Source organism: Lysinibacillus xylanilyticus, assembly GCF_001708185.1.
GTDB lineage: Bacteria > Bacillota > Bacilli > Bacillales_A > Planococcaceae > Lysinibacillus > Lysinibacillus xylanilyticus_A.
The window spans coordinates 62,825-85,673 of sequence record NZ_MDDN01000007.1 but is presented as its reverse complement, the minus strand read 5'-3'; the positions used below and the strand labels follow the sequence as shown (position 1 = coordinate 85,673).

Sequence of the window (22,849 nt, the reverse complement as noted above, 5' to 3'; positions counted from 1 at the left end):
CCAAAAGTTGTGGATGACATTTGTTAAGACGCCATGTTTATAGGTTGATTGGAGTGAAGACTGGACGCCCAGTCAGAACGAAAATTAACCACACGTTATGGTGATGAGCTAATAATCTGTAAAACTTCTTCAGCTTATGTGGAGAAAGTAGCAAATTTTTTCATTCTATCCTATGGTATTTTGATTGAATTTTTGATTTGTTTAGAATTTGTTTAGTTTGAACTGATATCCTTAAAAAAGGATTCTAATATGATATACTGTAAAACGTTGAAAAAGCACATAACGAAATCGAGTAAAAAGCAATATCCTACCTTTATCTTTATCTCCAAGAAGCACATATTACTAAGGAAAAATATCTTGTATATATTCGTGTGACCGTTAACTATTTTTTATCTTCCTTCAGTAGATGTTTTGCTGCGAAAGCAAAGCGTCAGCTACAGAATGCTTGTACCTCTATGTAGAAAGTTCTAGAAGCAGTTATACTCATTTGATAAAACTAAGTTTATTTTAGGGTGGATTAGATGATTGAGTCTATACAAATTTGTTATAGCGGATATTGTATTAGTAATCATCAATTTTTTGTGGAATATATTCTATTTAATTTTACAGTAATGGATTCCCGCACTTCAATAAGTGAACTTAAAAATAAGAAAATCGTATGAAACTATGAAAACTATCTATTGATCATGATAGTTTTACAGAACAATCAAATACCATATTAAAAAAATGTAAGAGGAGTATAGGATGGACACTTTAATTAAAGCTACACAAAATGTAAAAATTTTGAAAGAAAGTGATATTATACCACTTTTTGATGTATTAAAGGCAAATGTTATTCGTTCACATATGGAAATGACAGTAATTTTTTTAAAGGCAACTGTGGCTGATTCCCATCAAATTAATGTGATTGAAAAATTAGAAGAACAAATTGCTCATTTTTTTGTATCCGAAGTTCGGAACACCGATATGCTTTTTAAGTTAGAGGGAAGTTTACGATGGGGAATTTTGCTACCACAAAATGGTGAGGAGGAGGGAAAAGCGTTTTTAAATCGAATTTTTCAACTCGTAAAAAATGAGAACTTCCCTACTAAAATCGATTCAGCTTTTACATTGCAAGGAATCATTGTAGAGATTAAAAATGATCAAGTAATGTTTGAAGATTTAATAGATAAACAGTTTGAAGTTTTAAGTCAACTATCGGAACCTTGGGAAATCGAAATCGTGACGAGCTATAAGGCACAGCCAATTAAAAGAGTGAAAGTCAGTATTTTAGAGGAAAATGCTATTTTTAGAGAAGTATTAGAATTGACAGTTCAAAAAATGATAGTAGATCACTTTCAATTGGAAACAAAAGTTTTTTCAGATGGATACGAATTTTTACAGTCAGATTGGTATTTATCTGGACATACGCATATCGTCATTATGAATGATATTTTACCTCGTAAAAATGGCCTTAATGTTTTGCATACATTAAGGCAAATGGCTAATCAAAAGAAATTTATTATTTATATGATGACAAATAGAAAATCTCAGTCAGATATGATTTACGCATATGAAAGTGGCGTTGATGAGTATTTAATTAAGCCATTTGATTTAAATTTATTTCAAGCACAATTAAAAAGAACATTTGCGAGGTTATGATTATGATTGAATTATCTATTCAATTGTTATTGTATATTATTGCTATTCTCTTAGGGTTTTGTGGTGTAGCAATGATTTATTTAATTTATCAAAAAAGAAACGAAGAAAAAAAGAATCATGAGATGGAAAAGTATATACAAAATACAAAAATACTTTGGCAGGGGTACTTTCTAGGCGACGACCAATTTGCTGTGACGCTAATTCCTAAAAATAAATATCAAATATTAGCGGTAGAACACATATTTTTATCGTATTTAAGAAATATATCCAATCCAATTATTCAACAAAAAATCTATACTTTTACACAGATGTATTTAAAGGAATATTACCAAAATGAATTAAAATCCAGAAACTGGAGTAGGAAAATGAATGCCATGTACCGCATTGCTGATTTTCATATACAAGAGCTTATCGGTACTTGCGAAGTATCGATTAAACACAAACATTCTATAGAAGTATTTCAGCTATTAAAAATATATTCTATTCTTGAAAAAGAAAAATTTATACAAGAAATATTGCTATGTAATTATTCTTTTTCAGAAAGTGAATATAAAAAGTTATTCTCATATTTAGAAGTAGAGATGCTTCAACGACTTATGGAAAAGATAGAGAATTTACAACAAGCAGCACAATATGCATTGATTGATACAATTGCAGCAAAGGGCAGTATGGCTGTTATAGAGGGACTTGAAGAATTACTAGTAAGTGAGGATACTGAAATTCGCATTCGTACTCTTAGAGGACTTGAAAGACTTGGCGTTATCCGAAATTTAGAGACGTATATTCCATTTGTCAATTCGTCTATATGGGAAGAAAGATTAATGGTCGCAAAATTATTTAAATATGCACCTTTAACATATACTGCCGAGCATTTAGAAAAATTGTTACAGGATAGTAATTGGTGGGTACGATCACAAGCAGCAAGCACGATCATTGAAGATCCACGAGGTTATCAGAGATTAAAAGAATTCATTGCAACGACAAATGACCAATATGCAATTGATATGGCTAATGAAGTATTAGAAAAAAGGATGCGTGCAGTATGATAATACTTGACTATTTAATGTGGTTTTTTGGCGGGTTAATCATAATTTATATGCTACTAGTTATAGTAACGTATGGGCTTATGTTCTTCTTCGCACTTTTAAAGCTACGAAAAGAATATAGGCTTGATCAAACTGAAATGGATGAAACGTATATTGATGCGTTCTATTCTAAGCCAGTATCTGTAATTATACCTGCTTATAATGAAGAAGTAGGTATTGTGGATAGTATTCATTCTCTACTTAGTTTACACTATCCAGAATTTGAAATCATCATGGTCAATGATGGTTCTACTGATCGTACTCAAGAAATAGTTATTGAGCAATTTCAAATGAAAAAAATTGAAAAAGTAATAAAAATGGAAATCCCAGCAAGTCCCATTATTCAAATCTATCAATCACAAATACACCCAAATTGTTTTTTAGTAGAGAAAGAGAATGGTGGAAAGGCAGATGCTTTGAATGTAGGTATTAATGTTGCAAAATATCCTTATTTTTGCTCTGTTGACGGAGATTCAATTTTGGAGAGTACATCTTTATTGCGTTTAATGAAGCCAATTGCCTTATCTGATGGTGAGGTAATTGCGGCAGGAGGAAATGTTCAAATAGCCAATGGAATGAATATGCAACTTGGCTCCATATTAGAAACAAACGTATCTAAAAATTATTTAGTTACGATGCAAATTATTGAATACTTTAGATCTTTTTTGATAGGACGAATTACATTAAGTAAATTTAACTTGGTTTTAATTATTTCAGGTGCATTTAGTGTGTTTTCAAAAAAATGGGTAGTAGAAGCAGGTGGTTATACTAAAAGTATGATTGGTGAAGATATGGAACTTGTAGTAAAACTGCATCGATATATCCGTAAAAAGAAAGAAAAAAAACGTATTGAATTTGTAGAGAACCCTGTTTGTTGGACAGAGGCACCAGAAACGATGGCTGTTTTAAGGCGACAAAGAAGGAGATGGCATCAAGGGTTATTGGAGAGTTTATGGAATCATAAAACAATGACTTTAAATCCGAGATATGGCGGTATTGGGTTATTATCCTTCCCGTATTTTTGGCTCGTAGAAGGTTTAGGGCCGATTATTGAACTAGGTGGGTATATTTATATTGTTTGTGCTTTTTTCTTAGGTGATATCTATTATGAGATAGCCATTTTGCTACTTTTAACATTTGTACTTTATGGTGTTGTATTTTCAATGATGGCTGTGTTATTTGAAGCATGGAGCAAAAATAAAACGTTCAAGGTTGCTGATTTAATACGTATGATGTTATTAAGTTTCACAGAAATTTTTTGGTATCGTCCCATTACACTCATTTGGCGCTGTGAAGGTCTTTTAAACTTTTTAGTAAGAAGACGAGAGTGGGGCAAAATGGATCGTAAAGGTATTTCAAGCAAGGAGCAAGAATCGATATGAAACGTATTTATTTGGGAATAATAGTAGTGCTATTACTTATAGTGATACCAATAGCTCTTTGGTTTGTGTCACCTAATAAACAACTGAATGTTGCAATTATTGATAAAACAGTGAAGGATGATTCATATCGAGAGCATTTAGGGTTAACTTGGCTATTAAATTATTTGAAGTACGAACATAAAGAAGACCAATATGATGAGTCCGAGGATTATTTTGGTACAATTCCAGATGTAAAAAATAACAGTGTGTCTACTTCTGAAATGCCAAAAGATTACAAAGGTTATGATGCAATCTATTTAGCAGATACGTATGGTGTCTATGAAGATGATCTTAACCCAAAGCAAGAAAGATTGGGGGCACGGTCAAAGAAAATTGTTGGTGGATTAGAATCGCAAGAATGGGATGCTATTATGAAACGTTTAACTAGTGAAGAAAAAAGTTTATTTATAGCAGAATTTAACTCTATTGCATCACCAACGTCTCCAGAAGTTCGAAATCAAGTGCTAGAGTATTTGAAAATAGATTGGACTGGCTGGATTGGTCGCTATTTTGAAGAATTAGACTATAGAAAAAATAATGAAATTCCACAATGGGTTGTTGATAAATTTGAGGATGACTGGAAATATGAAGGTGGGGGCTTCATATTAGTGAATGACTTTACAGATGAGGTTATTGTTTTAGAATTCAATAAACATATTGATAAAGAAGGTATTTATCTTAACTTCACTAAAGAAGGACAAAAGTTCTTGGATGTTTCATCAAGCCCTCGTTATGATTACTGGTTTGATATTGTTACCGCGGAAAATGAGCAAGATGTTTTAGCGAATTATGAGTGGAGTTTAACGAATGAAGGTAAAAAATTATTAAATAAACATGATATTCCCCTTTCATTCGCAGCAGTTGTTTCAGGTGAACAAAAAAACGCTACGAATTATTATTTTGCAGGCGATTTTAATGATATGAATAAAGTTCCATTTTTCTATAAGATGAAAGGGCTAGCATCAGTCTATAAAGTTTTACAACATTTTTCAGATGATGATTTTTATTGGTCAGCCTATGTACCGATGATGAAGTCTATTTTGGAAGACTTCGAGAAAAAAGAAGTTAAGCAGAAAGCTGACAATTCAGCAACAAAAAAATTAGGTTATAATGCACGTATTAATGATCAAACATTTGAAATCTTAAAAGATGGACAGTGGGAAGCGATCACCCTTAAAGGCGTTAATCTAGGTATGGCAAAACCCGGTTATTTCCCTGGAGAGGCAGCTATTACGGAGGATGAATATTATCGTTGGTTCCAACAGATTGGTGAAATGAATGCCAATACAATTCGAGTCTATACGTTACATCCACCTGGCTTTTATAGAGCTTTGAAAAGATATAATGAAGAAGCAGAAAATCCTTTATATGTACTACATGGAGTGTGGATTGAAGAAGAAGGTTTAGAGGAAACTTTAGATGCTTATGACCCTGCAACGCTTGAGAAATTCCGAGCAGAAATGAAAACCCTTGTAGATGTTATTCACGGTAATAAATATGTAGAACACGAAGTAGGACATGCTTCTGGTTATTATGATACGGATGTTTCTCAGTATATAATCGGTTGGGTTATTGGTATTGAATGGTACCCTCATATGGTAAACGGAACAAATGAAAAGCATGCAAATATTGGACAATATGATGGTGTTTATTTCGAAACGAAAGATGCTTCCCCATTTGAGTATTGGCTTGCAGAGCAAATGGATTACCTTACGCAATATGAGCAAAATAATTATGGCTGGATGCACCCTATGAGCTTTACAAACTGGGTTACAACAGATTTATTAGATCATCCATCTGAGCCGAATACAGATGAAGATATTGCAAGTGTTAATCCGAATGTTATTTATACAAAAGGGTTGGCGAAACAAACAGGTCAATTTGCATCGTACCATGTGTATCCATACTACCCAGATTTCTTTAACTATGATCAAAAATACTTATCGTATGTGGATCATCGTGGAGAAAAAAATAGTTATGCAGCTTATTTAGCAGATTTACACGCTGCACATCGTATGCCGATATTAATCGCTGAGTTTGGAATTCCTGGTTCACGTGGTTTAACCCATGATAATCCGTACGGCTGGACTCAAGGATTTGTCTCAGAGCAGGAACAAGGTGAAATATTAACCCATCTATTTGAGGATATTATGGCAGAGGATTTATTGGGCGGATTAGTATTTACCTGGCAAGATGAGTGGTTTAAACGTACATGGAATACGATGGACTATGATAATCCAAACCAACGCCCTTATTGGTCTAATGCACAAACAAATGAACAACAATTTGGTTTACTAAGCTTTGATCGGCATAAGGTTCAGGTTGACGGAGATACGTCAGAATGGAAAGCTCCTCCCTTATATGAACAACAAAAAAACAAGCCCGCAATGAGCGTGGATTATGATGAAAGATACTTGTACCTTCAATTAAAAGGAGATTTACTCAATAAAACATCTTCTACTCAAATTCTATTAGATGTTATTCCGAATCAAGGAAAAACAGCCAAATCTGATTTGAAAGGAGTAACGTTCAGGAATGGTATTGAGTTTGTTGTCGAGCTTAATAAGAATAAGGAGTCACGTATTGTCATCGACCCGTATTATGATTTCTATTCTTATTTATATGGGCATGAATTAAAGCTTATCGACATTCCATCTCCAAACGTTATGAAGGATAACACTACGTTCAATCCGATTTACTATGCTTTAAATAAGGAGCTATACTTGCCAGAACGGGATATAGCTGTACCTTTTGAAGCATATGAAACAGGCAAATTAATAGAGGGGAATGGTAATCCGGAGGCAGAGAATTATAATTCACTTGTCGATTATAATTGGAGCGACGACGGAACGATAGAATTACGTATTCCTTGGTTACTTCTTCAATCAAAGGATCCTAGTCATAAAGAATTTATAGGGGATTTTTATAAAGAAAACGGAGAAGTATCAGTTTTTGTAGATGAAATAAATATAGGTGCATTGTTTGTGAATGATAAGCATGAGGTTGTCTCTTCGTTGCCAGAAATTGAAAAAGGTGAACTTAATCAATTGCATAGTTTTACATGGGATAATTGGAATATGCCTAAAACTGAAGAACGCTTAAAAAAATCCTATGGAATTATGCAAGAAACATTTAAGAGGTTTGAATAGTGGTTTAAAGGAGAGCGAGAACGATTGATTCAGTGGAGAAAGCTGATCGTTGTATTAGCGATACCATTTGTGCTTTTTTGCATAAATGGTATTACTATAACAAAAGCCGAATCTTTGGTAGAGCACAAAGAAATTGCAGATTTAAATAAGGAATGGACGATTACATTTAACCATCCAATTAATAAAGAATCGATTACTAGCTCGTCAATTACGATTAAAGATGAAGCGGGAAATGATTTTCCGATTACATTAGAGATTAATAAGAATAAAGTCAAAGTGAAGCCTAAAAAACCATATGAAAACTATACGACATATACGTTAAATGTCCAAACTGATATTGAAAATGATAAATCAAAGCGTTTGAAAAATAGTTTTAAGTTGATTTTTACGACCAATTTTGCGATCGAAAGTATTAAAAAAATCACGCCTTTAAATACTTCTGATTATCATGGACAGGCACTTGTAACCCTATCCTATGACGATGGCTATCGAAATTGGTATGATAAGGCACTACCACTTCATTCGAAATATAATATGCCGGGAACTTTTAATATTATCGGTAATAAGTTGTACTCAGGTGATGAGATTTATATGACACCATCTCAAGTATGGGTTGCACATGATTTAGGTTTAGAAATTGCATCTCATACACAAAATCATCAATTCCTAACAAAAAAATCTGTGGGCGATATTCATTATGAATTTTCTGAAAGCATAAAAACAATCGAGTCTTTACTAGGTAAAGGTGTTGTTTCAACGGTTGCGATTCCTTATTCCGATTATAATGAAGAAATACGGAAAATTGCTATGCAATATTTTGACGGTATACGTGTATTAGGTAGAGAAACGAATATACCTAATAATTATGATCCGTACTGGCTAAAATCATATGCTATTACAAATACAACAGAATTTTCGGATGTGAAAAAATGGATTGATAAAGCGGTTGCTGAGAAATCTTGGGTTATTATTATGTTGCACGGTATTACAGAAGAGCGATTGGAAGAGTATGAAACAACGCCAGAAATTTTAGAACAGATTATGAAATATATTAATGGGTTAGGTAAAGATTCAATTTTACCAGTGAGTACAGAGGAAGGATTACAGCTCACTAAATAGGAAAGTGGAATCCGAAAATCAGCAGCAGTTAATGTTTTGGTTATTTGAGACTAGCGTACAACTTGAACGTAACGAATGAAGCTAATCCTGTGCTAAGCTACAAATTCTCTATGTAATAGTAGTAAATTGAAAAGGAACCTTAAAGTAGACACATTGTACTTGTCTGCTTTAAGGTTTTTTATCTTTTCTGAGAACGAGGGCGAGATTATTTTTAGATTATAAACAATAATTCTTCGATTCTGTCTATTTATCAAACGGTTTATTAGAGCAACAATTTATGATAAATTACTAATATACATTCAGGGAAGACAGTTGTTTTTGTAAGGAGGACAATCAAGTGAAACTAAAATTTGGTCTATTGGCAAAAATCATTATCGCTATTTTGTTAGCGGTAATACTTGGGAATTTCGTGTCAGAGCCATTTGTACGTATATTTGCAACATTTAATGGTTTATTCGGTAATTTTTTAAATTTTGTTGTACCACTTATTATTATTGGATTTATTGCGCCGGGTATTGCCCAGCTTGGAAAAGGCTCAGGGAAATTATTAGGGTTGGCAACATTCTTTGCTTATTTCTCAACAATACTGGCTGGTATAGTCGCCTTTTTCGTAGCGCGAAATGTATTGCCTAATTTCATTGCAAACGGTGAAATGGAAAGTATGAAAAACCCGGAGGAATTTTTAGCGCAGGCATTTTTTAAAGTTGACATGCCACCATTAATGGATGTGATGGCTGCACTAATTTTTGCGTTTATTATAGGTATTGGGATGGCTGCCATTCAAAGTGATGTTATGAAACGTGGTTTTGAAGAGTTTAATGTTATCATTGAAAAATTGATATCATTCGTTATTATTCCACTTTTACCATTCCATATTTTCGGTATCTTCTTGAACATGACATTTGGTGGTCAAGTAGCAAAAATCTTATCTGTTTTCGCAATTGTATTCGTACTAATAATTGTGATGCATTGGGTAATATTACTCGTTCAATATACAGCTGCGGGAATTTTAAATAAGAAAAACCCTCTTAAGTTACTTCGAACTATGCTTCCTGCGTATTTTACAGCATTGGGCACACAATCTTCAGCAGCGGCAATTCCAGTTACATTGCGTCAAGCACAAAAAACGGGCGCTTCAGAAAAAGTAACGAACTTTACAATCCCATTGTTTGCAACAATTCATTTATCGGGCAGTACAATTACATTAGTGACATGCTCTTTAGGTGTAATGATGATGAACGGTATGGATATAAGTTTTGCACAATATATAGGCTTTATTTTTATGTTAGGTATTACGATGGTTGCCGCACCAGGTGTCCCAGGGGGCGCTGTTATGGCAGCGATTGGTTTGCTGCAAACAATGCTCGGCTTTGATGAAACAATGGTTGCACTGATGATCGCATTGTACCTAGCGCAAGATAGCTTTGGTACAGCTACAAATGTAACTGGAGATGGTGCATTAGCCATGATTGTGGATCGTTTTAACAAAAAAACGAATTAGTACATGCTGAGTGATGGATAGAAACGTCGGAGTGGCGGATAGAAGTGCCGAGGCGACGGATGGAAAGGCGAGAGCGACGGAAAGAAGAGCCAAGGTGACGGATGGAAACCAGAGCGACGGAAAGAAGAGCCAAGGTGACGAATGGAAAGGCGAGAGCGACGGAAAGAAAGGCAAGAATGACGGAAAGAATCACCAAAGCGACGGAAAGAAGAGCCAAAGTGACGGAGTGAAATCAAAGCGACGGAAAGAAAGGCGAGAACGACGGAAAGAAACGTCAAAGTGACGGATGGAAAGGCGAGAACGACGGAAAGAAGAGCCAAAGTGACGGATGGAAATCAAAGCGACGGAAAGAAAGGCAAGAACGACGGAAAGAAACGTTAAAGCGACGGATAGAACAGCCGAAGCGACGGAAAGAAGAGCCAAAGTGACGGAGTGAAATCAAAGCGACGGAAAGAAAGGCAAGAACGACGGAAAGAATCACATAAACCCAAAAAATCGCCGTAGCTGGCGATTTTTTTATTGGAATTGAGAAAGGCGTGAAAAGAAGTTCGTAACAAAATTTAAAAATATTTTTTCTGATGGTGCAATTTCACGATTTACGGGTGAAATGATGCCGACTGTTCTTGGAATCGTAGGTGATTTAATTGGCACTTTTACTGTGAAGCGGGCAGCTGAATCATACAGGGAGCTTTCTGGTAATAAGCTGACCCCAATACCTGCAGCGACAAGACCCTTTAGTGCATCTAAGTCCTCCCCCTCAGAGATGACGTTTGGCAAGAAGCCGGCAGCTCGACAGGCATCCATAGCCACTTTGTGTAAAATATAGCCATCTGGGAATAAGACAAATAAGTCGTTGCGTAAATCAGCGAGTTGGATACTTTCCCTTTTAGCTAATGGGTGTTTTGCTGGTAGTAAAGCGGCGATATTTTCAGTAAACAAAATTGTTGATTGAATCGCTTCATCCTTCGGTGGAAGAGGGCCTAAAAATGCTAAATTTAATTCACGATTTTTGACTGCATCAATTAAAAAACGATAGGAGCCTTGACGGAGCTGGAATTGCAAATCTGGATATTCACGTTTGAAGGCTGAAATAACCGTTGGCAATACATAGCTAGCCAAGCTTGTTGGAAAACCGATTTTTATCGTACCTTTAGCCGGATCTAAATATTCTTCTACTTGCTTTGCGGCAAAATCAATGGCTTTCAGGGCGGTAATTGTGTGCTCAAGAAACGTTTTTCCAATCGGTGTCAATTTAACATTTCGTCCTACCCGTTCAAAAAGTGGTGTGCCTAATTCATCTTCTAGATTAGCAATTTGTCGGCTAATTGCAGATTGAGCAACATGAAGATGTTCAGCAGCCTCAGAAATGTGTTCACGTTCAGCAACTTCAACAAAATAACGTAATTGACGTAACTCCACTAGATATTCACCTCTATTAATCGAAAAATACGATTGATTATACCTCAATTATATACTATTTAAGATGAGAAATGATTGTAAATAAAACAGATGTTTAAATCAATTTGGCCCATCATCATAACGTGTGGTTGATTTCCGTTCCGGCTAGGCGCTTTGTAGCTGACGCTTTGCTTTCGCTACAGAAAACACTTGTAGCTGCCGCTTTGCTTTCGCATAGAGCAAAGCTTCCTGGGGTCGCCCGATGAGCCGCTTCACTCGCGATGCTCGCTCCAGGGTCTCGGGCCAACAGATGTTTTTTGCGCGAAAGCGTAGTGCAAACGCAGCGTCAGCAGCACGATGTTTTTTGCGCGAAAGCGTAGTGCAAACGCAGCGTCAGCAACACGATGTTGGTCACGAAGGCGTTATCACAGGACGTGATGCTCTTAGCCTCCGTTCCTCAATCGCTGATCCCAAAGGAGTCGCCCAGCCTCCACTCCAATCAACGTATATACATGGCATATGTTCTTATTACTAATGTCATCCCTGAATCTTGGTCATAAGCAGAATAAGTTTCCGATAAAATCATACTTCCTTGATTTCTTTCCCTTAATTGATTCCATTCTAATGAAAAAGGTTATAGTATAGGTATTGTTATTTATGCATAACTGTCACAAAACCGCTACAATTAACGCTTCCTGCGAGGTTTCCACTATGTTGCTAGATGAAATTCATTCTCAATTAGATCTGATTTATTGAAAATGAAGGAAGTCGATTCTCATTGTCAATAATGATTGGCAATAATCTGAAAATGCTTACAAAGTCTTTGTTTTTAAGGATTATATCAGAAGAGAATGAAAGTGATTGAAATGGTTTGCATAGAGAACGATTTTCAGTTAAGATTAGAATGATGATAATTAAGGAATGGTTCACCATTCACTGAACACACTATGGAGGTATTTTCATGTCAACTTTAGTTATTAAAGATCTTCACGTTGAAATCGACGGGAAAGAGATATTAAAAGGCGTAAACCTTACTATCAATACAAATGAAATTCACGCAATTATGGGACCAAACGGAACGGGTAAATCTACACTAGCTTCTGCAATCATGGGTCACCCTAAATATGAAGTAACTTCTGGTACAGTTGAACTTGATGGCGAAAACGTACTTGAAATGGAAGTAGACGAGCGTGCTCAGGCAGGTCTATTCCTAGCAATGCAATATCCTTCTGAAATCGCTGGTGTAACAAATGCTGATTTCTTACGTTCAGCTATTAATGCACGTCGTGAAGAAGGCGATGAAATTTCACTAATGAAATTTATCCGTGAATTAGATAAAAACATGGAATTCCTTGAAATGAATGAAGATATGGCACAACGTTATTTAAACGAAGGTTTCTCTGGCGGTGAGAAAAAACGTAACGAAATTCTTCAATTAATGATGATTAAACCAACTTTCGCGATTTTAGATGAAATTGACTCTGGTCTTGATATTGACGCACTTAAAGTTGTATCAAAAGGTATCAATGCAATGCGTGGAGAAGGCTTCGGTTGCTTAATGATCACTCACTACCAACGCCTACTTAACTACATTACACCGGACCATGTACACGTAATGATGCAAGGTCGTGTTGTTAAATCTGGTGGCGAAGAATTAGCACAACGTTTAGAAGCAGAAGGCTATGACTGGATTAAAAAAGAATTAGGTATCGAAGAAGAAACAGAAGAACAAGAAGCATAAGAGGGAGGACGAACTAGCATGACAGTGGAACTTAACTTGCCTGTAACAGTACAGGACGTGCGCTCGTTCTCAGAAGCAAATGGTGAACCGGCTTGGTTTACAGAGCTTCGCGCGGCAGCACTAGACAAAGTAACTGGTTTAGATTTGCCAAAACCAGACAGAACAAATATTACAAAATGGGATTTTGTGAATTTCCCAACTCATACAGTTGACAGTGAAGGATTCGCTTCACTTGATGTATTACCAGAAGAAGCAAAAGGCTTAATTGATTTTGAGGCACAAGAAAATCTTTATATTCAACGCAATAACACACCAGCTTTCATTAAAACATCACAGGAACTTACTGATAAAGGTGTTATTTTTACAGATATTTTAACAGCGATTCGTGAACATGATGAGCTTGTTAAAAAGTACTTTATGACAGAAGCAGTAAAAGTTGATGAGCATAAGCTAACAGCGCTTCATGCGGCACTTGTAAATGGTGGTGTGTTTGTATATGTACCGAAAAATGTAATTATCGAACAGCCGCTTCAAGTAGTATTCTTAAACGATAACGCAGAAGCTTCTTTATATAACCACGTGTTAGTTGTAGCTGAAGCAAATTCAGCTGTAACGTATGTTGAAACATATATTTCAACAGTTGAAGAAGCAAAAGGTCAAGCAAATATTATTGCAGAAGTAGTAGTGCAAGATAATGCACAAGTAACTTACGGTGCTGTTGATGTACTTGCAAAAGGATTTACTACTTATGTTAATCGTCGCGCTCGACTAGCTCGTGATGCGAAAGTAGATTGGGCTCTTGGCTTAATGAATGATTCAGATACTATTTCTGAAAACATTTCACATCTAATCGGTGACGGTTCTCATGCTGATACAAAAACAGTAGTTGTTGGTCGCGGTGAACAAAAACTTAACTTTACTACTGAAGTTCGTCACTGGGGTAAAAACTCAAACGGTCATATCTTAAAGCATGGTGTGATGAAAGACGCAGCACAATCAATCTTTAATGGTATTGGCTACATCGAACACGGTGCAACAAAAGCTGATGCACAACAAGAATCACGTGTATTAATGCTTTCTGAAAAAGCTCGTGGCGATGCAAACCCAATTCTATTAATCGATGAAGACGATGTAACAGCAGGACACGCAGCATCTGTTGGTCGAGTTGATCCACTACAACTGTACTACTTAATGAGTCGTGGTATCTCAAAAGCAGAAGCAGAGCGCCTTGTTATCCATGGATTCCTTGCGCCAGTTGTTACGCAATTACCAATCGAGGGCGTTCAAAAGCAACTGACGGAGGTTATTGAAAGGAAAGTTCGCTAATGATGAATAAAGACATTAAAAGCTATTTCCCAATTTTAAATCAGGAAGTAAACGGTCATAAGCTTGTTTACCTTGATAGTGCAGCCACTTCTCAAAAACCTATTCAAGTGATCGAAGCAATGAAGCATTATTATGAATTCGATAATTCCAATGTTCACCGTGGTGTGCATACATTAGGAAATCGTGCTACTGACAAGTATGAAGGAGCACGTGAAAAGGTTCGTAAGTTTATCAATGCTACATCAACACAAGAAATTATCTTTACTCGTGGTACTACAACCGCTTTAAATACAGTAGCAGCAAGTTATGGTCGTGCTAATGTTGCTGAGGGTGATGAAATTGTCATTACTCACATGGAGCACCACTCTAATATTATTCCTTGGCAGCAGCTAGCAAAGGAAAAAAATGCAACACTGAAATACATTGAACTTGAAGCAGATGGCACACTTAACTTGGAGAAGGTACGTGCGACTATTACGCCTAAAACAAAAATTGTGTCGGTGTCAATGGCTTCAAACGTATTAGGAACGATTAATCCAATTAAAGAAATCGCTCAAATTGCACATGCTAATGGTGCTGTAATGGTAGCTGATGGGGCACAAGCAGCACCACATATGAAAATCGATGTCCAGGATTTGGATGTAGATTTCTTAGGATTCTCAGGCCATAAAATGTGCGGACCAACAGGAATAGGTGTACTATATGGTAAAAAGGAACACCTTGAAAAGATGGAGCCAATTGAATTTGGTGGCGAAATGATTGACTTTGTTGGACTTTATGACTCGACGTGGAAAGAATTACCGTGGAAATTTGAAGGTGGAACGCCTATTATTGCAGGTGCAATAGGTTTAGGAGCCGCTATTGATTTCTTAACTGAAATAGGGCTTGATCATATTGCGGAGCATGAGCATAAGCTTGCAGGTTACGCGATGGATCAGCTTGAAACAATTGACGGACTTAAAATTTTCGGCCCGCGTGATCCAATGAAGCGTTGTGGACTTGTTACGTTTAACCTAGACGATGTACATCCACATGATGTGGCAACGGTTCTTGATATGAGCGGTATTGCTGTTCGTGCAGGACATCATTGCGCTCAGCCATTAATGAAATGTCTTCAACAAGTAGCGACAGCGCGTGCAAGTTTCTATCTGTATAACACAGAGGAAGATATTGACCGCCTAGTTACAGGGTTACGTTCTGCGAAGGAGTATTTTGGCGATGTCTTTTAATAATTTAGATCAACTATATCGTTCAGTCATTATGGATCATTATAAAAATCCTCGTAATAAAGGATCGATTGAAGAAGATGCTGTAACGATTGATATGAACAATCCAACTTGTGGTGACCGTATTCACTTAACGCTTAAAGTGACTGACGGTGTTGTAGAGGATGCGAAATTTGACGGTGAAGGCTGTTCAATTTCGATGTCGTCTGCATCAATGATGACACAACTTATCAAAGGGAAAAAGGTTGAGGAAGCATTAGACCTTGCTGATATCTTTTCTAAAATGATGATGGGTGAAGACTATAGCGACAAATATGACCTTGAGGATGTTGAAGCACTACAAGGTGTTTCACAATTCCCTGCACGTATTAAATGTGCGACGTTAGCTTGGAAAGCGATGGAAAAAGGCGTAAAGTAATAATTTTATCCCAATAAACACTTGAATAAAAGCAATAATACATGTTTTCATTCAGGACGAGGGGTTTCGTTTTAGACTAGATAAATAACAATAATTCATGAACGGAGGAGAAACAATGGCTAAAAAAATGCCTGATATTGGCGATTACAAATACGGTTTCCATGACAAGGACGTATCAATTTTCCGTTCAAAACGTGGTTTAACTGAAGAAATCGTCCGTGAAATTTCAACTATGAAACAAGAGCCTGAGTGGATGCTTGAGTACCGCTTAAAAGCACTTGAAACTTTCTATACAAAACCAATGCCGCAATGGGGTGGCGACCTAGGAGACTTAGATTTTGATGAAATTACGTACTACGTAAAACCATCAGAAGCTACACAAAAATCTTGGGATGAAGTACCTGATGAAATCAAAGCTACTTTCGATAAATTAGGTATTCCAGAAGCAGAACAAAAATATCTTGCTGGTGTATCTGCTCAGTACGAATCTGAGGTAGTGTATCACAACATGAAACAAGATCTTGAAGACCTTGGTATTGTGTTCAAAGATACAGACTCAGCTTTACGTGAAAACGAAGATATTTTCAAACAGTACTGGGGTAAAGTGATTCCTTACACTGACAACAAATTCGCTGCATTAAACTCAGCTGTTTGGTCAGGTGGATCATTCATCTATGTACCACCAGGTGTAAAAGTGGAAACACCGTTACAAGCTTACTTCCGTATTAACTCTGAAAACATGGGTCAATTCGAACGTACGCTAATTATCGTAGACGAAGGTGCTCACGTACACTACGTTGAAGGTTGTACAGCTCCTGTTTACACAACAAACTCTTTACACTCAGCAGTAGTAGAAATTGTTGTACGTAAAGACGCATACTGCCGTTATACAACGATTCAAAACTGGGCGAACAACGTTTACAACCTAGTAACAAAGCGTACAGTTGTTGAAGAAAACGGTACGATGGAATGGATCGATGGTAACATCGGTTCTAAGTTAACAATGAAATATCCAGCTTGTATCCTTAAAGGTGAAGGCGCTCGTGGTATGACATTATCAATCGCGCTAGCAGGTAAAGGGCAACACCAACATGCGGGTGCGAAAATGATTCATATGGCACCAAACACATCTTCAACAATCGTATCGAAATCGATTGCAAAACAAGGTGGTAAAGTAACATATATGGGTCAAGTTCGTTTCGGTCCTAAAGCAAGTGGTGCACGTGCGAACATTGAATGTGACACGTTAATCATGGATAACCAATCTACTTCAGATACAATTCCTTACAACGAAATCTTAAATGATAATGTTTCTTTAGAGCATGAAGCGAAAGTTTCAAAAGTATCAGAGGAACAATTATTCTACTTAATGTCTCGTGGTATTTCTGAAGAAGAAGCGACAGAAATGATCGTAATGGGCTTCATTGAACCATTCACAAAAGAATTACCAATGGAATACGCAGTAGAAATGAACCGTCTGATCAAGTTTGAGATGGAAGGTTCAATCGGATAAAACTTCAAAATCCCGTCACAGCAATTTGTGGCGGGGTTTTTTTATGGAATGTTTTGTGGCTAATATATCAAAATAACCGTGAACCTTACTTGTTTCTCCAGTGACTATTTATTGATCCACTATTTTAATAAAAATAAACAAAAGAATCGAAATAAATCTAAAGTGACAGGACGTAATATACAATCTGAAGAAAGCACGCTTGTTATACAAAGCACTTATCGATGTTTGTATTTATGAGTAGATAAACCTTTAATTTCCATTTATCAATCTTTTCATATATTTTGACAAAAGTTGATAAACTTCGAATAGAAGTTTGCTAGAAATACCGCCATATCAATATTTATGGCAACTTTTTATAAGTTTGAACGCTCTTTTTCGTAAATTTGTGAAATTATAAATATATAGTATGATAGATACAATCTACTATATTTAAGTGATTATGGTATATTATTTAGTTGGTTTCTTTACGATTAGACATGATAGGAAGGGAAAAACAATGGTTTAGCAAGTTTTGTTGTCTATTTAAAATCTTTTTTGTCATTGGAAGGGTCGATTTCTTAGAAAATTTTCAGACACTCAAAAAATGGCGTGATCATTGATATATCATTTAAAGGGTGTGGATGGAGGAGAATATGAAAATTTATATTTCAATATGTGATGATAATATTAAAGATACAGTAATTTTAGAAGAGAATATTAACAAGGTCTTTAATCAAATAAAAGAAGCCACTATTGAAATTGATGTTTATCATAATCCACATAACTTTTTAGAAAATTTCCAGAAGGGTCTAGAGAAATACAATATCATTTTCTTGGATATAGAAATGCCTGAAGAAAACGGTATAAGAATCGCCCGAAAAATAAGAGATATTGATTCGGATGTATTAATCATTTATGTAACCAGCTATGACAGGTATATGAGAGAAAGCTTTGAAGTACAACCATTTAGATACATCCTCAAACCAATAAAATTTGAAGAGTTTAGAAAATCAATTTTTCAAGCTTTTCATTTTATTGTAAATAATAATAATTTGATTACTTTTTCATTAAAGAATATTACTTATCAGCTTCGTATAAAAGATATTATCTACATAACCGTAGAGAACGGGAGAAAACTAAATATAATAACATCAGAAAACGAATATAAAACTTATGGTAAACTTGGAGATTTAGAAAAACATTTAAAACCATATTTTTTTGCGAGAGTGCATACAGGTTATGTAGTTAATATGGACAATATTCGATCAATAAATAATGTTCAAATCATTATGAATAACGAGGATGAGATTCCGATAAGTAGAGGTAGACGGCAGGAATTTAAGCTTCAATATCACAATTTTATTGAATTAAGATTAATATAATGGTGAACACTATGGAATTTAACTTATTTCAAATTTTGCTATTAATTCTTTTTTATATCTTTATTAGTTTACTTCAAGGTTATTCACTCTACATTTTTTTATGTATTTTTTTTCAGAGAAAAATAACTTTAATAAAAATGTTCTTTATCATCTTTGGCACTTTGCTCTTAAAATCTTTAGTAGGAAGCTATTTAAGTAGTATTGGAATTATTATTTTCTCAGTTTTAATGTATTTTATCGTTTCTGTAAAAGGTTTTTATGGAGATTATCCTCAGAAAATTTTTGTATCTATATACTATACGGTTTTTGTTCTTTGTACGGAGCTTTTAATTACATTTTTATTTGGATTCGTTAGCAATTTTGTAGAACCATTTATTATTTATAGTGTGCAAATGTTATTTGTTATAACCATTACCCTTTTAATTGTAAAAAGACTATATGTATTTAAAAATGATAGCTATATTACTTTAACTTCTAGAGAATGGCTCACTTTAACAGTTATATCCATGTGTTCATTAGCTATACTCTTAGTAAATTTGTATAAAAAGGATAAAGATATCGCAAGCATTAACGAATATATGAATATTCAATTTGTAATCATGGTTGTATGTTTATTAGTAATGAACATAGCCATTTTATTTTTATACCAGAAACTTCTTGAATTCACAAATAATAAATTGAAAACACAACTAATAGAAAAACAAATTTTGGAGTATGAAAAGAGATTTCAAAATCAAAAAAAGATACACTATTTACGCCATGATATTAAAAATATTCTAGTCACAATTAGGGGTTTCATTATGAGTAAATCAACTACGAAGGCAGAAAACTATATTAATACAATCATTGAAAGTCACGCTATGTCTAATGAGTCTATAACGGGGCATATCGTAATTGATGCTATTTGTAGTGAAAAGATTGAAGAGGCAAAAAAAAGAGGCGTTTCTATTATAAAGAACATTGTAATCCCTTATGATATGCCTCTTGAAGGTAAGGAACTCGAATTATCTTTAATATTAGGGAATGTTTTAGATAATGCTTTAGAAGAAGTAGTAACATTAAAAAATCAGACAGAGCGCTGGATTGAAATTGAAATGAGATACTATAATAACAATCTCATCATTAGAGTAATGAATCCTACGAAAAAAATAAAGGAGTTATTTTATTCTAGTGAAAAAAACGCTTTAAATGCTAGAGGAAATGGTATCAATATTATTAAAATGTTTGTTGAGAAATTAAATGGAACGGTAACTTTTGATCAGTCCAATCAAGTATTTAAGGTTGTTATCCTTCTAAATATGGAATAGGAATAATGTAATGTCTAAATGCCCTGAAGACCCATATCTTCAACGGCATTTAGACATTTTTTATGACCACAGGATGTTATTTACTACAACATCCATGCATGTTACTACATGTAGGTAAAGAACTCCTTAAAAGCACGATAAATTATATGTGTATACTTCAAAAGAAGTACAAATGTATTGAAGAGAGGAGGAAAGAAAGATGTTATTTAATTCTAAAAGTAGATTTGGTTCAGGATGTATTAGCGTGGGAGCTGTATTTGTTTGTATAAGTTACGGCAAGAAGGGTTTATAGCTTAATAGCTTAAAAGAAAGGTGCGAACATCTTTAACGTCTGTTAAGTTGCACCTTTCATTTAAGGATATTAAAGGAGTAGAGGTGATACATTGTGAAAAATATTTTATCTGTGCAGGGTGTTTCTAAAATATTTAATAATAACAAAGTATTAAATAATAACTCTTTTAACATAAAGGAAGGTGAAATTGTTGGATTAGTTGGAAGAAATGGGGCAGGTAAAACAACGTTAATGAAAGGAATACTGGGGTTAGTTAATTTAAATACGGGTACTGTAAGTTATTTAGGGGATGAAAAATATATTAATAACTCAAAACTTATGGACTCATTAGGTTATCTTATTGATTATAAATTTTATGAAGATTTAAATGCAGCTGATAACATTACAATTCAATGGCTATATAGTGGTAGGAATAACGATCAGCAAATGTCACAAAAAATTGATGAAGTTTTGTCGTTCGTTGGATTGGAAAATAACTCGAAAAGAGTTTCTGAATATTCATTCGGAATGAAACAGAGGCTTAGATTAGCTTTGGCCCTTATAGGTGAACCCAAACTGTTGATTTTAGATGAACCATTTGTAGGGTTAGATCCAATTGGAATAAAGACATTTAAAGAATATCTCTCCAAACTTACTAAAGATAAAAAGTTAGCTGTTCTTATGTCAAGCCATCAATTGTCTGAAATCGAAAATTTATGTACTAGATATCTTTATTTGGAAAACGGAAAGATTATGGAATATGAGGGATATAAAACCAAGGAAATTAAATTTTCGTTTTATTCAACTAATAAGGATAATTTAGCGTTTCTAATTAAAAAATATCAAGAAGATATTTCAATTATTAACAACCAGATCATTCTCCATCAATCAAATAGTTATTCATACAATGACTTATTTTATGATTTTTTAGAATTGGGCATTGAAATTCAAAGTATAGATTTAGAAATAAATTCGATAAATGAATTATTTGAAAAGGATGAATTGACCAATGGATAGTATAGCTTTGATGAGAGTGGAACTTTATAAACTTAAGAAAAAGAAAACGGTTAAGATTTTATTTCTCATAAGCATAATACCGTCATTTTTTTATGCTATGGCGATGAAATTTAACTGGAGCTTTGTTAGTGTTACTGTAGATGGATTTTCAATAATAAATTATATTACAAGTATATATACAATTATTTTTATATTAGGAATCCCTATGTTTATATTATTTTTCATTTCAACAAATTTAATAGCAAATGAAATATATGAAGGTCAGATGATGTTAGCTATCACTAGAGTGGCAAAGAGGGAGCGCATATTAAGTGGTAAATTTTTAGCTATTACGTACTTATTATTTTTATTTTTTATCACAAATATTATAGCTTCTATTGTTGCCTTTTACCTTTTTATTTATGATACGAAGTATTTTATACCTTTTACACTTAATATGGACACATTGAATAAAGTTGTTAATTTATTTGGCGTTCAAATTTTTCTGTTATTACTTTGCTACATTGTTATGCTCTGTTCGACAAGATTTAATTTAGTTATATCTATAGTATGTGGATTACTGTTTTTAACTATTACTTCGTTTGCAAATTATATTCCTTATGTTAAATATATTTCTCCAGGTTATCTAGCATTGAGTGATCTTGATATCGGATCAAATTACTATATTATATTCATTCAAATATGTATTAATTTAATGTTGTTTATTTTTATTGTTAGAAAAGGATGGAAAAACTTTAGGCAGATAGAGTTTTAAGAATATGGAAACGGGACTCAGAGTTTATCGAATATTCACTTATATTTTTGTGACAATTCTAGTGTTAGTTAGTACAGTAATCCTTACTTTTATTATCACACTACTGTTTAATTCCAAGCATCAGCTCATGTTGTTAATGAGTCTATCTTTCCCATTACTAGTATGTCTAGTGATCATCCCATGTCTAATTAGAAGAAAATATATTAACATTTTTTTAATAGACAATAGACAGTTACTGATAACAACGGCATTGTACCTTGGTATTTTACCTGTTCTCTTTATTTACGTTAGTATGCAAGAGCCTTTAGTATATTGTGTACATTTACTAGTTATTTCAATAGCAGAAGAATTCTATTGTAGAGGTGTTCTAACTAAAGAATTACAAAAATCTTTTTCTAGAAATAGAACATTAATAATTGTAAGTTTAATATTTGCGTTAATATTTCATCTTAATGAATCATTTGTGCAAAATCTTTTTATAAGATTTCCCTTAGGATTAGTGTCGGGTATATCTTACAACAAAACTAACAATATATGGATACCGATTTTGATTCATACGGTTTATAACTCACTTATTATTATAATTATAGGAGGACAGTGA

Annotated in this window: 18 protein-coding genes; 17 read left to right on the top strand and 1 reads right to left on the bottom strand. The window is 34.4% G+C overall.

Going from position 1 to position 22,849, the window contains the following annotated elements; all coding sequences use genetic code 11:
• Positions 1–744 precede the first annotated feature (744 nt).
• The 7 genes from BFJ97_RS14440 (at position 745) to BFJ97_RS14410 (ending at position 10,199) form a co-directional block, all read left to right on the top strand.
• Positions 745–1,641 (top strand): response regulator, encoded by an 897-nt coding sequence (locus BFJ97_RS14440; RefSeq protein WP_068985356.1) that lies wholly within the window; start codon positions 745–747, stop codon positions 1,639–1,641.
• A 2-nt stretch (positions 1,642–1,643) separates the two neighbouring features.
• Positions 1,644–2,687: a HEAT repeat domain-containing protein gene (locus tag BFJ97_RS14435; protein WP_068985355.1), complete on the top strand. Its 1,044-nt coding sequence runs from the start codon at positions 1,644–1,646 to the stop codon at positions 2,685–2,687.
• On the top strand, positions 2,684–4,108 hold the full coding sequence (locus tag BFJ97_RS14430; RefSeq protein ID WP_068985354.1) for a glycosyltransferase family 2 protein: 1,425 nt from the start codon (positions 2,684–2,686) through the stop codon (positions 4,106–4,108). The genes BFJ97_RS14435 and BFJ97_RS14430 overlap by 4 nt, the downstream gene beginning before the upstream one ends.
• Positions 4,105–7,296 (top strand): hypothetical protein, encoded by a 3,192-nt coding sequence (locus BFJ97_RS14425; RefSeq protein WP_068985353.1) that lies wholly within the window; start codon positions 4,105–4,107, stop codon positions 7,294–7,296. Before BFJ97_RS14430 ends, BFJ97_RS14425 begins: the two co-directional genes overlap by 4 nt.
• A gap of 24 nt (positions 7,297–7,320) precedes the next feature.
• Entirely contained in the window at positions 7,321–8,415 is a 1,095-nt protein-coding gene (locus tag BFJ97_RS14420) for a polysaccharide deacetylase family protein (RefSeq protein ID WP_068985352.1), read from the top strand.
• A 337-nt stretch (positions 8,416–8,752) separates the two neighbouring features.
• Positions 8,753–9,916 (top strand): dicarboxylate/amino acid:cation symporter, encoded by a 1,164-nt coding sequence (locus tag BFJ97_RS14415; protein WP_068985351.1) that lies wholly within the window; start codon positions 8,753–8,755, stop codon positions 9,914–9,916.
• A 31-nt stretch (positions 9,917–9,947) separates the two neighbouring features.
• Positions 9,948–10,199, top strand: a complete 252-nt coding sequence (locus BFJ97_RS14410; RefSeq protein ID WP_068985350.1) for a hypothetical protein — start codon at positions 9,948–9,950, stop codon at positions 10,197–10,199.
• Between the two features lie 233 nt (positions 10,200–10,432).
• On the opposite strand, the gene BFJ97_RS14405 is transcribed toward BFJ97_RS14410, so the two are convergent.
• Positions 10,433–11,335, bottom strand: a complete 903-nt coding sequence (locus BFJ97_RS14405) for a LysR family transcriptional regulator (protein ID WP_068985349.1) — start codon at positions 11,333–11,335, stop codon at positions 10,433–10,435.
• 940 nt (positions 11,336–12,275) lie between these two features.
• Here BFJ97_RS14405 and sufC point away from each other — a divergent pair.
• From sufC to BFJ97_RS25715, 10 genes are all read left to right on the top strand, one after another.
• A complete protein-coding gene (gene sufC, locus BFJ97_RS14400; RefSeq protein ID WP_068985348.1) occupies positions 12,276–13,055 on the top strand; it encodes a Fe-S cluster assembly ATPase SufC in 780 nt (259 codons plus the stop codon).
• Positions 13,056–13,073: 18 nt separating this feature from the next.
• The gene (gene sufD / locus BFJ97_RS14395; RefSeq protein ID WP_068985347.1) at positions 13,074–14,381 is read left to right on the top strand and encodes a Fe-S cluster assembly protein SufD; all 1,308 of its coding nucleotides are present in this window, start codon (positions 13,074–13,076) and stop codon (positions 14,379–14,381) included.
• Positions 14,381–15,610: a cysteine desulfurase gene (locus BFJ97_RS14390; RefSeq protein WP_068985346.1), complete on the top strand. Its 1,230-nt coding sequence runs from the start codon at positions 14,381–14,383 to the stop codon at positions 15,608–15,610. The genes sufD and BFJ97_RS14390 overlap by 1 nt, the downstream gene beginning before the upstream one ends.
• Positions 15,600–16,025, top strand: coding sequence for a Fe-S cluster assembly sulfur transfer protein SufU (gene sufU / locus BFJ97_RS14385; protein WP_068985345.1), 426 nt, complete (start codon positions 15,600–15,602; stop codon positions 16,023–16,025). Before BFJ97_RS14390 ends, sufU begins: the two co-directional genes overlap by 11 nt.
• Positions 16,026–16,140: 115 nt before the next feature.
• Entirely contained in the window at positions 16,141–17,538 is a 1,398-nt protein-coding gene (gene sufB, locus BFJ97_RS14380) for a Fe-S cluster assembly protein SufB (protein WP_068985344.1), read from the top strand.
• Positions 17,539–18,170: 632 nt separating this feature from the next.
• Positions 18,171–18,899, top strand: coding sequence for a LytR/AlgR family response regulator transcription factor (locus BFJ97_RS14375; protein ID WP_068985343.1), 729 nt, complete (start codon positions 18,171–18,173; stop codon positions 18,897–18,899).
• A gap of 11 nt (positions 18,900–18,910) precedes the next feature.
• Entirely contained in the window at positions 18,911–20,206 is a 1,296-nt protein-coding gene (locus tag BFJ97_RS14370; protein WP_068985342.1) for a sensor histidine kinase, read from the top strand.
• Between the two features lie 385 nt (positions 20,207–20,591).
• The gene (locus BFJ97_RS14365; protein ID WP_068985341.1) at positions 20,592–21,494 is read left to right on the top strand and encodes an ABC transporter ATP-binding protein; all 903 of its coding nucleotides are present in this window, start codon (positions 20,592–20,594) and stop codon (positions 21,492–21,494) included.
• Positions 21,487–22,248 carry a hypothetical protein gene (locus tag BFJ97_RS14360; RefSeq protein WP_068985340.1) on the top strand — a complete coding sequence of 254 codons (762 nt, stop codon included), beginning with the start codon at positions 21,487–21,489 and terminating at the stop codon, positions 22,246–22,248. The genes BFJ97_RS14365 and BFJ97_RS14360 overlap by 8 nt, the downstream gene beginning before the upstream one ends.
• 4 nt (positions 22,249–22,252) lie before the next feature.
• Positions 22,253–22,849, top strand: coding sequence for a CPBP family intramembrane glutamic endopeptidase (locus BFJ97_RS25715; protein ID WP_068985339.1), 597 nt, complete (start codon positions 22,253–22,255; stop codon positions 22,847–22,849).